Origin of the sequence: Leptospira fainei serovar Hurstbridge str. BUT 6 (assembly GCF_000306235.2) — a bacterium.
GTDB lineage: Bacteria > Spirochaetota > Leptospiria > Leptospirales > Leptospiraceae > Leptospira_B > Leptospira_B fainei.
The window spans coordinates 1,225,296-1,238,874 of the sequence record NZ_AKWZ02000010.1; the positions used below are offsets into that span (position 1 = coordinate 1,225,296).

A 13,579-nucleotide genomic window follows, 5' to 3' on the forward strand; every position below is an offset into this window, starting at 1 on the left:
TTCGTGTTTGTTACTCCGATTCAGACCCGTTGGAATGATTTGGATCCCTTTGCACATGTAAACAATTCGAGATATGTTTCTTATCTTGAAATCGGGCGAGTGGATTATTGCCAAAGAAAATTCGCCGTCAAAGATATTTACGATGTCCCGTTTTTGCTGGCGCGGATAGAAATCGACTTGCTCAAACCCGTTGAGCTGCAGCACAAAATCGAGGTCGTTACCTGCGTCTCAAAAATAGGAAATAAATCCTGGGAATTTACGTCTATTGTTCGCGAGCATGATACGAATGTTCATTTTGCTAAAGCGAAGACAATACAAGTATCGTACGACCATCGCACTAAGAGTTCCATACCTATTCCCGATTGGATTCGTAGAATATTAAATGAAGATCTTGAGCTGTTCCGCTTCGGGGTTGGTCCTTAAGGCCGAATCTTATTTCTTACCGAATCAGTTTACTTAGAGCGGCTTGTACTGCCATTTAAACTTGCAATTCTCCGAATCGTAGGCGGATAAGCTTACTTTGGATTGCTCCCAGGGCTTTATCCAAGTCTCCCAATTTTTTGGATCGTCCTCCGATGGAGCTCCATCGGTAGGATTTCCGAAATATACCTCGATTCCCAAAGTCGGATGAGCGGAAATTTTTTCCAGCAGCGAAACGAATTCGCGACGAATTTCGCCTTTCGATACTGAAGAACTTCCGCAGCCGATCGAACCTCTGATTCCGCCGACCCTTCGAAGACCGACCTTATCTAAATTTCCGACAATCGGATCAAATTCTTTTGTAAGAGAAGACGCGAGTATTTTTTCCGTTTCGGGAGATAATTTCTGTCCAACATATTCGATAACGATCGATTGAATGCCCTCGGACCGAATCTGTAGATCGATATCTACAGGATAGCCTGCCTCTTCGGGGAAACGCTTAGAAACGATTTCTCTCGCGGTGTTTACTAGGTTTTGAATATCTTTGGTATTATTTTCCTGTTGAGAGTGAAGGGGGAATTTGTTTTCCATCAGATCGGATAATCGAGTTTGAAGAGCATCGCTCTCTCGTTGAACTCTTACAAGATTAATCCCGAAACGAACATCGGGAAAGTTGACGGTTAATTCTTCGTTTAAAGATTTTGTTAATCCGATTGGCGGTTTTCGAGAATAAAAGACTAACGTTCCGGATACGTCTGACCGCGTGAATATCAGAGTTTCGGTTCCCCGAACGAAACTTAGATCCCCGAGAGGAGCAAGTTTACTTTCCAGAAAATTACGAACTTCCGCTTTTTGTTTGAGTAGAAAAATGGAGCTGAATATCGGATAAGAAAAAATTAAAATAAGCAAACTTGGAAAAACGACCCGATTTTCGAAAGAAAACTGCGATTCTAATCTTTGCCATAATTTAAAAGAAGAAAGGAACTGATAAAGGCGTTCGTCTTTACTTCGTCGCGAGGAAAGAAGATGAATGACATTCGGAATATTGCATTTTTTAAAAACGGCATAGAAACAGATCGCTCCTGAAACGACGATTACCGAAATGTTTGTCAAAAATGTGAGTAAGGCGCCTTGCAGAATATAGGAGCGTATTCCCACGCCTAGTCCGAAACCGAGCATACAGAGCGGCGTAAGCAATATAACGCCTAAGATCGTTCCTACTCCTACCTTGTAGTTGTCTTTGGCGGTTCGAATCGAAGCGATGAAACTTAACAAACCGCAAAAAATACAAATTAGAAAATAGGAGATATTAGGGCTGATTCTACTCAATAATTCCGGGTTAATTTCATTAACCGAAGAAATCCAACTCAATAGAGCCGCAGTAACAATAGTTAATAGGCAACCGATTATTAAATTTAGAATGGACTTAATACTAAGATAAACATCTCCGATTGCAAAGCCGGCTGAAATACCTGTAACAGGTCGTAGAATCGGGGAAAGCATCATTCCTCCGATTAGAATTGCAGGACTGGTTAGCATCACTCCAAGAGTTGCAATTCCGGACGAAGCTGTTAGGAATATCCAGTAACGAAGCGATAGAATCTGTGCTCCATCATCTATGTCCCTAAGTGCGAAGAGTGCCTCTTCCTCGTTGATATCCAGGACCTTTCTAATCTTAGAGAGCAGAAATTCAATCACGTCGATTATACCATTTTGGTATGAACGGGGTCTATGCGTTTCTAAGGCCGTAAACATAAAGGTGTACGAACGTTTTTTAGGGATGGCCACGACCCGAGAGTTATATAAAGAAAACTAGGAATGGCAAGACAAAAAATCCTTCCCTTTTTTGAGGATGACCGGGAATAATCGTATCTCCGAAAACTTCTGGAAATTTCTTGCGAGGCATTATGTTCGGCATCCGCTTTATAAAAACACGGCCAATCGATTACGTTTTACTTTTTCGTTCGGGTAAAATACGAAAACAAGGAGCCGGTTTGAATTTTTTCTATTATGCGCCTTCCTCTACTCTGGTGATCGTTCCTGCCGATACGAGAGATGCTCTATTTATTTTCAAAGAAAACACTCTTGACTTTCAAGAATTAGACATTCAAGGGCAAGTCACGTATCGAGTTTTGGATCCTCAGAGGCTTGCCTCCCTTCTTGACTTTACGGTGGACGTTAAGGGAAAATATCTAGGAGACGGTAATGAAAAGTTGGATCTTCGTATGACCAACTTGATTCAAGTCGCTATTCGGGAAAAATTCCGTTCCTTAAATCTGACAGACGCTCTGGCGGCGGCAAGCAGCTTAGCTGAACCGGTTTTACAAAGACTTCGCCAGAATCCCGCCCTTAAGGAGTTAGGAATTGAAGTTCTTGATTTTGCAATTTTAAAAATAAGTCCTACTCCGGAAATAGCTAGAGCATTGGAAGCTGCTAGTCGCGAGAATCTTTTAAAGAACGCGGATGATGCGGTTTATCAAAGGCGTAATTTTGCCGTAGAGCAAGAACGCAAAATTAAGGAGAACGAACTCCAGACTCAAATCGCCGTGGAAGAAAAGAATCGAACGATTCGGGAAACTCAAATGAATGCCGAGATCGCGGTACAAGAAAAGCAAAAACTTGTAGAAGAAGCCAAGATGGATGCGTTGCAAGCAGTCGAGAAAAAGAAATCCGAAATTGAAAGCCAAAAGCTAGCGTCTCAAATCGAACAAGAAAAGAATAAGAAGAATCTCGTCGAATTTCAGGCCAAGAACTTGATCGAGTTCTCCAAAGCTAGAGGACAAGCTACCAAGGAAGAATTGTCAGCCTTGAAAGAGTTATCGCCTGAGCTTTTGGAAGTATTAGTTTCCGGTAATATGGATTCTTCCAAAATTATTTCCAGCGCGATTCGAGATTTGGCAAAGAACGCCGAAAAAATTGGGAATCTGAACTTATCTCCCGAGCTAATGTCTCTTTTGATTAATAAGGAAAGAGGAAAATAAATTTGTCCTTTGATCGGGTCGTGATCATTACACGCCAGACCCGTCTGGAAGAGAGTATAAAGCGTTTTAATACAAAAGCGCAAGCTAGCTTTTACGTAACGAAACGAGGACAATCTTTTTCGGATTACGAGCTCGAAGACGATAATTATCATTTTGCCAGAGATTTAGTTGTCCGAAGTATTGAGCCGGGAATTAAATTTCATATTCTTGATCGATCGTTTCTTCCTAACTATTTGTTCGGAGCCGGCGATTTAGTCGTCACGCTTGGACAGGATGGATTGGTCGTTAATACTGCTAAATACTTAAACGGCCAGCCGATACTTGCCTTTAACCCTGATCCGGATCGTTTCGACGGTATCCTCTTGCCTTTTCTACCCAATCAGGCGCCGGAAGTGATGAAATCGGTTTTCACCCGGAAGATCGCGACTCAGAAAATTTCCATGGCCGAGGCCAGGCTCACGGACGGACAAAAACTATATGCGTTTAACGATTTGTTTATAGGCGCAAAGTCGCATACTAGCGCCCGTTATACGCTACAGTATAAAAATAAATCGGAGCGGCAAATTTCGAGCGGAATTATCGTCTCAACTCCGGCCGGAAGCACGGGCTGGATGAGCTCCCTTTTTAATATGGCTTCCGGTATTTCCGCATTCGCGGGTAATAAAAAAGTGAAAGTTCCGGAGCGAATTCCTTGGCAAGAAAGAAAGTTAATGTTTATGGTTCGAGAGCCGTTTCGCAGCAAATGGAGCGGGGCAGATCTTGTGGCCGGAATCATTCAGCAAGGCCAAGATATTATTTTAGAAAGTCATATGCCTGAAAACGGTACCATTTTTTCCGATGGAATGGAATCGGATTTTCTGGAATTCAATTCGGGAGCGACCGCAAAGATCCGCATTGCGGAAAAAGTAACTGAATTAATTATGGAAGTGAAATAAATGCAAAGAGGGATTTTAATAACACAATGCCTCCAGAATGATTTTGTCGAACCGATTCAAAAGTATGATCCGCTTCCAAATTTATTGCATGTAGGATATGGGGAGGCCTTGAGAATCCTGGGTGAAAATCCGCAAGAAGGTCCCGTGCTTTCCTTTATGGATTGGGCTTATCGAGAGCCGGAAGACAGACTTTCCATTATTCATATTCGAGATTGGCATGATCCTGAAGATTCGGAACAGAAAGAACATCTTTCTCAATTCGGAAATCATTGCCTGAAGAATACCCACGGAGCGGATTTCGTTTTTCAGAATCTACCTTCTCTTACTGATAGAGATGCAAAGATAGTTAACGCTTCAGGGTTAAACGACTTTTATCATACGGATTTAGAAAATATATTAAAACCTTACGAACACGAAAAAATCAATGTCGGACTGATTGGAGTATGGACGGAGGCTAAGATCACGTACTTGGCGTACGAACTTAGAACTAGATATTCTAAATTCCGTATCGGTCTATGCAGCGCGTTGACGGCAAGTTCCTCAAGGCATATGCATTTCGTAGCCATTGATCAATTGCGGAATTTATTGGGCGTCGAAGTTTTTCCTTCCTTAGGAACATTTTCCGAATTTTTGACCGGCTCAGTACCTGCCGTAACGCATCGGACTTCCATAAGAGAAGAATCGGTTGTTTTCAATTTTGACGACGCATTTGAAATAAAGGAAGAGGATCGAAAAATTCTTTTTTACCTTTTTAGAGATTGTCGTTCCGTCTCCTTTCATTGTCTGGATGGAGGATTTTCCGGAAATGTGGTTCTACGGGCTAAAAGTATCGATAGTCTCGGTCATGCGCAAGTTCCTACGGTGATCAAAATCGGAGAAAGGGATCCGATCGCTAAAGAACGAACATCCTTCGAGAGGATAGAAGAAGTTCTCGGAAATAACGCGCCTCGCATAGTTGACTTTGCCGAGATCGGAGAGCGCGGTGGAATCAAATATCGTTATGCGGCTATGCTGGAGGGAACGACTACCGTATTTCAAGATTTATACGAGAAAACGATAGACGAAATCGAAATTTTCCCGATCTTAGAAACCATTTTTGAAAAGCAATTGGGTCGGCTTTACGATGCAGCAGAACCGGAAACATTAGATTTATTAAAGTATTATGATTTTCAAAATAGATATTCGGCTGGAGTCAGACGCCGTGTGGAAGGATTATTGAATACGACTGTGGAAGGAAATGAAATAGAACTTCCGGGAAAAAGAAAGGCATATAATATCTGCAATTTTTATGAGAAAGATCTACCTACTTTGAAAGAATACGGTTCTTCGCCGAGATATCTTTCTTACGTTCACGGCGATTTAAATGGAAGGAATATAATAATCGACGCGCAGCGTAATGTTTGGTTGATCGATTTCTTTCATACGCATCGAGGTCACGTACTTAAGGATTTAATTAAGCTTGAAAACGATTTGCTCTACATTTTTACTAAAATAGATGAAAGCGATTTAGAAGAGGCTTTTTCCCTCACTGATTTACTTTTATCGCAGGCCGACCTGGGAATTCCGATTTCCTTTGAAGACGAAAACCGATTCAAAAATCCGAAAATTCGACGGGCATTTCGAACCGCTTGTAAACTTCGTTCATTTTACCCGAAACTAATTCGATTGGATCGCGATCCGTATCAACTTCATGTCGCTCTTCTTCGATATGCAGTTCATACTCTTTCCTTATGCAGTTCATACTCTTTCCTTTGAAGAATCCTCGATTGCGCAAAAAAAATGGGCTTTGTATGCGAGCGGTATTTGTGCCGCAAAAGTTCTCGATGCTATCCGATTATCAAAGCGACTTAGAATTGATAAAATCAGCATAAAGAATAGAAGCGGCGTAATTGGATTGACCTTGCTTCCCGGAAGAAAAGATAGAAATAGGGATCTGCCGCAAGATATTAAAACGTTAAAAGAAGAGGGTGTAAATCGAGTAATCTCTCTTCTGACTGAGAACGAATATTCAGAATACGGTGTAATTGAAATAAAAGAGGTATATAAAACTGAGGGATTGGATCCGATTTTCTTCCCGATTTTAGATCAGCGTATCCCTGATAGAAAATCGCTAAACGAACTGCTGGAAAAGATCGATAAAGATTTGCTTTCAGGAAAGAACGTTCTTATTCATTGTGTTGGCGGATTGGGGCGTTCCGGAACCATTGTAGCCGCGTATTTAATTTTATGCTCGGGCTATACGGTCGATGAGGCTATTCGAACTGTACGAGAGGTTAGATCGGAAAGAGCAATAGAATCGATAGAGCAGGAAGAATTTCTCAGGAATCTGACAACTTCCTAGCACTTTAAAATTTTCGAATCGAATAATCGAACGGCTAACTTGCTGTCACTTTCAATTTTATTACGCCTGTATCGATAGTTCCTGCTTCCGTTCTTAACGTAGCTTCGATTTGATCTTCGTCTTTTAAATAGCGGTTAATTTCTAGTTGTTTTTGTACGAAAATTTTCATCATCTTCTTTTCTGAAAGAAGAAGCGAAGCGATTCTTTTGACTAACCCGCCTGGAGCCTTCAGCGCGACGCCTGATGGAGTTCCGGTAAGAACTAAGTCGCCGGGATAAAGATTCATAATTCCTGATAGCTCGGTTAAAGTTTCTGCGGGTGAAAAGATCATATTTCGTATATAAGAGTCCTGTCTGATTTCTCCGTTAACTTTTAAGGTAATTCGAAGATTAGGTACTTGTTTAAAATCTTCGCGATCTAGAAGAACTACGTAAGGTCCGACCGGGCAGAATGTTCTATAACTTTTACCTTTAAACCATTGCCCCTGCGGTATTTGAATGTCTCGTGCCGATATATCGTTCGCTAACGTAATTCCGGCTACATACTCATGCAGATTCCCTTCCGTCACTGTAATCGAGTTCAAGATCGGTTTTCGGATAATTAGAGCCATTTCAACTTCGTAATCCAATAATTGCACATGCTTCGGTCTGACAACCTTTCCGACTGCGGGGCTTAAGGAGGAATTTGCCTTCATAAAGAAAAGGTTATAATCTTTATCGTCGGGACTCATTCCGGTTTCTTTAATATGTTCGATATAATTCTTTCCTTGGCAAATCACGTTACACGGTGGAGTGAAAGGCGAGAGTAACCGGATATTTTGGAGAGGTATTTTCGTGTCGGCCGATACGGAGACTTTCCAGTTAGAGTCGATAAAATCCGTTATATGATTTCCTCGGATCGGAATTACCGAATCGTCTTGGACTAATCCCCAATTTTCCAAGCCTGCACTTTCAAATTTACAAATTCGATACATTTCTTTTTCTCACAGTGATCATTTATTCCACGCAATTTACCAGACATTGACCGCCGGCGGATCGCAAAATTTTCACAATATTCGGATTTTCGAATCTATTCTTTTGGACAGCCCAATCCAAGGGAGTCCATCCGATGTTATCTTTAGCGTTGACGTTTGCCCCTGCTTGCAGAAGCAGCTTGGCTACTTCTCCGCTTCCGCTTTCAGCAACTTTGTGCAACGGGGTCCATCCGTCGTAATTCTTTAGATTTACATCGGCTCCCGTTTCCAGCAGTAGCTTAGCCATTTTCGGTGCGCTTACCGCGCGATATAATGGGGTCTCTCCGTCGTTCTTAATCGCATTTACGTCCGAGCCTACGCTAAGCAAAAGCTTGGAGACTTCGATGGAACCTTGCCCCACCGCACGGTGCAGAGGGGTTTCTCCATCGCTATTCTTTGAATTTACCTCGGCCCCGAGCATGAGGAGTAATGCGGAAATATCCGGATAACCATAGCCTGTCGCTTTATGAAGAGGAGTATTGTCTAAAAAATCCTTAGCGTTCGGATCCGCGCCTTTTAAGACCGTCCTAATAATATCATCCGGCTTTCTCTGAAAGACCGCGTTAAACAGGTCGGATTCGGCATTAGAATTAGGTGGAATTTGATTTCTTGCGATTCTGACAGCGTCGGGGCTGATTAAAATCTGCTTATTCTCAATTAACTTTTCGATTGCGGTGCTAGCTGATCCGTTTTGTCTAGAATTAGGGTCTGCCCCGATTTTGATGCATGTATCGATTTGCTTTTGAAACTTCTTCTCTATTCCTTCATGAAGTAGCTCGTTCGCTCTCCCTTGGTCGAAGATAACTTTTCCGGCGTAGAGGTAAGCTTTGTTTCGTAACGTGTTATAATTCCTGATTAGTTCGTCGGTCGCGAATTCGGATCGTGCCAATGTTTCTAATCCTAATCTCAATCCTTCTTTGATTCTCTCGATATATTGCCCTTTCCCTTTATCATCCGTCTCCAAACCTTCGGAAATATAATCCTTTTCTAAAGTTTGAAAAATTCCTCCTAACTTGCTTTGTAAATAGGATCTTCCGGTCGCTTCCGAAGTGCTGATTTTCTTTTCGATCCTTGTTTTTAGAGTTTTGTACGGTTGCGTATCGGGTCGTTTGGAAGAGAGTTCCGCGCGGACAAAACGGTAGGAAAGAGTCGCGCTAGTAAAGTCAAAATTGGAATACTGGGCGTCCCCTTCTTTTTCGATATTGCTTAAGACTGCGACGTCCAATTTTTCCACTCTCTCTTCAATAGCTTTTTCTAAATCTTTTGTTCGGTAAATCTCCTTAACCTTGGAATGATAATCGCCGAGAATTTCCCTATATTTGTCTAAGAAAGTTTTTAGACTAGATCCAGGAATGTTATTTGCCGACTTGAATTGGGTGTCGATAACGTCCAATTTGCCTTTATAGATAGATATATATGAATTAGTGATACGAGAGCGAACACCTTTTAAGTAACCTTTTATTTCGTTTTTAGACTTCTCAGATAGACGATCTTCGATCGTTAAAAGGACTGTTTCGTATATTGAAATGGATTTATCATATTGTTTATTTTTTGCAGCAAGGTCGGCTGCCTCTAATGCCCCTGTCGCGGCTTCGATAAATCCTTGCGCCCCGGTATCGGAAGTCTTGAAATCGAGGACATTTATTTCAGTACCCTGAGCGGGATCTATTTTTAGCGACGGGAAATCTATATTGCTCGGATTCGTGAGCGAGATCCCTGCAATATTCATGGAATATTTAGGATCGATTAATTTTCGGCCGGCTTCCGCCGCATAATAATCTATTTGAAATTCTTGAAATTCAAAATCGAAATTCGTTTTAATCGTATAAGTTAATAATTTTGGATCGCGCGTTTGGCTTCGTAAATAAACCTTAAAGCCGCGAGGGGAACCGGATATTTCTCCGGATACAAGTATGTCGGCATCGATTGCATCGGCAATTTGCGTCATACAGATTTCGTCACTGCAATTTTGTTTTTGCTTCAGTTCGGCTTGTCTAAGCAGAGTCGCGATCGAATCGTCGTCCGCAATATTATACTTTCCTTCGTAGTTACGTAGGATGGAATTTATGACTCCGTTCCTAAGGCGATTTTCCAGAGCTGAAGGAATATTACGCTCGAGTTTGAATTTATGAATATATATTTTCGGTAAAGGATTCTCGCTGGCGGCGATCGCAAAAAATAAAGAAGAAAAGATATAGGATAAGAATAGTAGAGCAGGAATCGCATTCAAATTTCTATGGAATAATCTCATGAAACGACGTTTAACCCTTCGATATAAATGAAACTTGTAAATTGTTAAATGCAAGGAATTAGTAAACATACCGAGCAAATCTTATTCCGATCTTTGAGGACTTAATGCCTTCTCCGCCTCGATAACGATGGAATTTCCCTCTATTTGTTTACTGTGAAACGAAAACCCTAACCGATCTTTATAGTCGCGCAGAGAAGAATAAAGTCGTCCTGCATTGAAAAGAGCTTCGATGTCTAAAAGTATTCTACCTTTGGAATCTTGTCCTCTTTCCGTTACCGAATTAATTCCTCGGATGGAACGAATCGTTTTAGAAATATCCATATCGACAAACGAATCGTAATTCATCCCTTCTATTGCAAGATTGATAGTATATCCTCGCTGCCATTTACTAGCGAGCTGTTGTTTTAAAGAAGGAACCAGAACGTTTAATATTTGCTCGATGGCTTTGTCCGACCCTATATTTAGATCGATAGCCGGATGACCGCCTTTAATCGTATCCGCAGCCAGAATTCTCTGCGAACGGGTTTCGATTAATTTATAGCTAAAGCCGGCAAATGTACTCCGCATGTCTGAACCTTCTACTATCGTTCCTCCCTGCCGGACTTCATAGGAACCTAATAGAACTAATTCGCAATTTTCGTTTACGGCGGATTCGACCACTTTATTTCGGAAAATTTCCGATTCAATCGATTGGGAATAGTTTTTGATTTTAGAGGAAATTTCTAAAACCTTATCTTTATTCAAAAATTCGAATCCTGGAAAAAAGGAAATAAATCGGGCTTCGGATCCGGTATTTCCTGCTTCGATCGTTTTATTCCCTATCTTCTCTGAAATAAGAACTAAAATACGCGGTTTCCCTATAAATTTATATTGTTCATCCAAGGCATTACCGATCAATTTTTTGCTGACGTAACCGGAAGCTCTGAGTTTGATACCGTCTCTTAGTCGCGTATCGGATAGAATTTTAAAATTTCGAATTAATCCTTCTCGAGAAGATTCTATGAAATAATCTTTCGAATTCGAATCTACGATGATCGATTGAGATTGCACGAGTTCTCCAAGGATCAAACCGATCATTTCAATTTTCGCATTTCGTTCGGCTTCATCCTTATTTGCTCCTTGAACCTCGACTTCGGCATAGCCTAACTCGTTCGGAATTTCTTTCGTCTGATGATAAATGCATCCGAAATTGAGGTGCGATAGGATAGACAGGAAGATGAACAAAGAGAGATTCGCTTTCACTGTTATTTTCCGTTTTGTTCGATCGCTAAAATCATGCGTTGCCAATTTTCTTCCGTATAACCGGACCCTTTAAAAAGGATCTTTCTGTTTTTATCTATGACATAGCTAGTGGGAGTTCCTTGAAATCTAAGATGTTTCATACTTGTGTTTAAAGTATCGTAGAGTATTTCGGCTCGGTTGCCTACTTTTAACTTAGCCGCCGTTTCGACTGCACTATCTAGAGTATCTTCCAAAAAAACGATCCACAACACTAGCCTTATCCCTCGCTTATTCGAGGAATTCCAGTTCTCCACAAAGGATACGAGTCTGGGTACTTCTTCTTTGCAAGGGAGGCAGGTTGAGCTAGTGAAATTTACAATCAGTAATTCTCTCGGATTTAAGATCGTAAGTTCATTATAAAGTGTTTTGCGCTCTTGAGCGACAGTGTATAAAGGAATATTGGAAATCTCTTCCGAGATTACTCTTTCCGTCGCAACAAATAGGAGAAACGGAACAAAGCTGAGAAGAACCTTTATTTTCTGGCTCATACCGGATAAAAAAATATGACCCGGCTTTCGACGTATTTCCTCCGCAAGAATCTTCGTTTTCCTACGGATTAGTCGGTTTAATACGTTTCTTCTTCCTCGGAAGAATACGAATAAATCAAGCTAGCTATTAAAATTAGGACGGATTGATAAAAAACCCAAAGCCAGGCGATTTGAGTGGGAACGGCTCTCGTGAGATGCAAAATGGAAAGTATCGGAGCCACAAACGCAGCGACGGAAAATACGAATCCGGCTAAAATTCCTCCAAGGATTCCGATCGGGAGGGCGGCTCTTGCAAAAGTAATCAATAGACCGACAAAGAATACTTGAATAAGATCGGCTGCAATTGGTCCTATCCAGAATATCTCCGTAATCGGAACGAAGAAGGAGCGAAATAAGGGGTCATAATAAAATACGGAAAATAACAAAGTTCGCAACGGAACGGATATCACTTCCCAGAATCCGAAAGCAACGAAGAACCTCAGCAGAAAACGATTCCAATCTTTAGAATTACGTAGACCCATTCAATCAACCCCTTCGTTTGAAATAAAAAAGCCCGGGACACCCGGGCTTTTCCATCCTTTTTTATCGGAATTTATTATTTTCCGAGGATGAACACGTAGTTGGTGGTTGCCGACCCGCCGATGTTCAACATCAGACCGTTCTTCGCACCGCCGATTTGGTAATCACCAGCAGTGTCGGTAACTTGCTTGTAAAGATCGAGCATCATTCGAACGCCGGAAGCGCCGACAGGATGTCCCGCCCCGATCAATCCGCCGGACGTATTGATCGGTTTTTTACCGTCGAACGCAATTACACCGTCTTCGATAGCTTCGTGCTCTTTACCCGGCTGAGTAATTCCGAAAGCGGAAATTGCCGCATACTCGGAAGAAGTAAAACAGTCGTGAGTTTCGAATACGTCGATGTCCTTAGTGTTTAAATCTGCGCGATCGTAAGCATCTTTTACTGTTTGGCGTGTCCAAGGCAAAATCCATTTTTCACCTTTCGATTCGGCGACTTTTGCTTCAAAGGTAATCGGTGCGACTCTGTGTCCCCATCCTTTGATTTTCGGATAAGCTGAAAGTTTTTTACCTTTCTTCTTCGCGAATTCTTCCGCGTAGTTTTTGTTTGCAAGAACGACTAACGCGGCTCCGTCGGTCACTTGCGAACAATCGGTGATACATAGGCGCCCGCCTACCGCCATATTGAACGCGCCGCCTCTTGCGTCGGCATGTTCACGGTTCATGAACCAAGAACGCGTCTGCGCCTTAGGATTTCTTTTTGCATTTGCATAGTTAATCTTGGAAATTTCCGCAAGCGCTCCCATGAAACGTTTTTCTTCCAGTTTGTAACGCTCTAGAATCACATCGGCTAATTTTCCGAAAAGTTTCGGGAAAGGAAACTGAACCCCTTGAGCTTCTTTTTCATAATAAGCCGCGGTTCCTAGAAAATCTCCGCCGACCGAAGAAGATACGGTCTTCATAATTTCTAAGCCTACAACGATTGCTACGTCATAGTCTTTGGAACGAAGTTTCGTTTGTGCCGCATCGAGAGCGACGGAACCTGAGGCGCAGGCCGCTTCATAGCGCGCGCTAGGAACTCCGTAGAAACAGGGATCTACTTCGGTCAAGAATGCGCCCATATGGCCTTGCGTAGCATATTGTTCCGCATCGAAGTTTCCGACAAAAACGCCGATCCGGTTTTGCTTGTTGAGTTTTTTGATTTCTTCCGGGGTTAGGCCGACTTTTTCAAGTCCGTCTTGGACAGCTTCCCGAAACATAGACATAAAGGTCTTTCCTTCTTTCGTCCAGTTGCGTTGAAAGTCTGTCTGTTCCCCACCGAGTACGTAAACGGTATCCTTCATAAAATCTTT

At 41.9% G+C, this 13,579-nt stretch carries 12 protein-coding genes; 5 read left to right on the forward strand and 7 right to left on the reverse strand.

Going from position 1 to position 13,579, the window contains the following annotated elements; translation table 11 throughout:
* The first annotated feature begins 3 nt into the window (after window positions 1-3).
* Window positions 4-423 (forward strand): acyl-CoA thioesterase, encoded by a 420-nt coding sequence (locus LEP1GSC058_RS14895; protein ID WP_016550009.1) that lies wholly within the window; start codon window positions 4-6, stop codon window positions 421-423.
* 33 nt (window positions 424-456) lie between these two features.
* Here LEP1GSC058_RS14895 and LEP1GSC058_RS14900 read toward each other — a convergent pair whose 3' ends face one another.
* On the reverse strand, window positions 457-2,118 hold the full coding sequence (locus LEP1GSC058_RS14900) for a DUF389 domain-containing protein (protein WP_016551024.1): 1,662 nt from the start codon (window positions 2,116-2,118) through the stop codon (window positions 457-459).
* Window positions 2,119-2,327: 209 nt separating this feature from the next.
* On the opposite strand from LEP1GSC058_RS14900, the gene LEP1GSC058_RS14905 reads away from it, so the two are divergent.
* The 4 genes from LEP1GSC058_RS14905 to LEP1GSC058_RS20535 are packed head-to-tail and all read left to right on the forward strand — an operon-like array spanning window position 2,328 to window position 6,677.
* Window positions 2,328-3,401 (forward strand): SPFH domain-containing protein, encoded by a 1,074-nt coding sequence (locus tag LEP1GSC058_RS14905; RefSeq protein WP_039948423.1) that lies wholly within the window; start codon window positions 2,328-2,330, stop codon window positions 3,399-3,401.
* A 2-nt stretch (window positions 3,402-3,403) separates the two neighbouring features.
* Window positions 3,404-4,336, forward strand: coding sequence for a diacylglycerol kinase catalytic domain-containing protein (locus LEP1GSC058_RS14910; RefSeq protein WP_016549642.1), 933 nt, complete (start codon window positions 3,404-3,406; stop codon window positions 4,334-4,336).
* The gene (locus tag LEP1GSC058_RS20055) at window positions 4,337-6,091 is read left to right on the forward strand and encodes an isochorismatase family protein (RefSeq protein ID WP_016550174.1); all 1,755 of its coding nucleotides are present in this window, start codon (window positions 4,337-4,339) and stop codon (window positions 6,089-6,091) included.
* Window positions 6,027-6,677 carry a phosphatase domain-containing protein gene (locus tag LEP1GSC058_RS20535; protein ID WP_232224707.1) on the forward strand — a complete coding sequence of 217 codons (651 nt, stop codon included), beginning with the start codon at window positions 6,027-6,029 and terminating at the stop codon, window positions 6,675-6,677. The genes LEP1GSC058_RS20055 and LEP1GSC058_RS20535 overlap by 65 nt, the downstream gene beginning before the upstream one ends.
* Window positions 6,678-6,711: 34 nt before the next feature.
* Here the strand turns inward: LEP1GSC058_RS20535 and LEP1GSC058_RS14925 are convergent, their stop codons facing one another.
* The 6 genes from LEP1GSC058_RS14925 to LEP1GSC058_RS14950 all read right to left on the reverse strand — a co-directional run bounded on the left by LEP1GSC058_RS14925 (window position 6,712) and on the right by LEP1GSC058_RS14950 (window position 13,570).
* Window positions 6,712-7,650, reverse strand: coding sequence for a fumarylacetoacetate hydrolase family protein (locus LEP1GSC058_RS14925; RefSeq protein ID WP_016549977.1), 939 nt, complete (start codon window positions 7,648-7,650; stop codon window positions 6,712-6,714).
* 22 nt (window positions 7,651-7,672) lie between these two features.
* On the reverse strand, window positions 7,673-9,940 hold the full coding sequence (locus tag LEP1GSC058_RS14930) for an ankyrin repeat domain-containing protein (protein ID WP_016549988.1): 2,268 nt from the start codon (window positions 9,938-9,940) through the stop codon (window positions 7,673-7,675).
* A gap of 81 nt (window positions 9,941-10,021) precedes the next feature.
* Window positions 10,022-11,182 (reverse strand): hypothetical protein, encoded by a 1,161-nt coding sequence (locus LEP1GSC058_RS14935; protein ID WP_016550905.1) that lies wholly within the window; start codon window positions 11,180-11,182, stop codon window positions 10,022-10,024.
* A gap of 2 nt (window positions 11,183-11,184) precedes the next feature.
* Complete coding sequence (locus tag LEP1GSC058_RS14940; protein ID WP_016550100.1) at window positions 11,185-11,709, reverse strand: TlpA family protein disulfide reductase; 525 nt, start codon at window positions 11,707-11,709, stop codon at window positions 11,185-11,187.
* Window positions 11,710-11,786: 77 nt separating this feature from the next.
* Window positions 11,787-12,230, reverse strand: coding sequence for a hypothetical protein (locus LEP1GSC058_RS14945; protein WP_016550780.1), 444 nt, complete (start codon window positions 12,228-12,230; stop codon window positions 11,787-11,789).
* A gap of 74 nt (window positions 12,231-12,304) precedes the next feature.
* Window positions 12,305-13,570 (reverse strand): acetyl-CoA acetyltransferase, encoded by a 1,266-nt coding sequence (locus LEP1GSC058_RS14950; protein WP_016550468.1) that lies wholly within the window; start codon window positions 13,568-13,570, stop codon window positions 12,305-12,307.
* Window positions 13,571-13,579 lie beyond the last annotated feature (9 nt).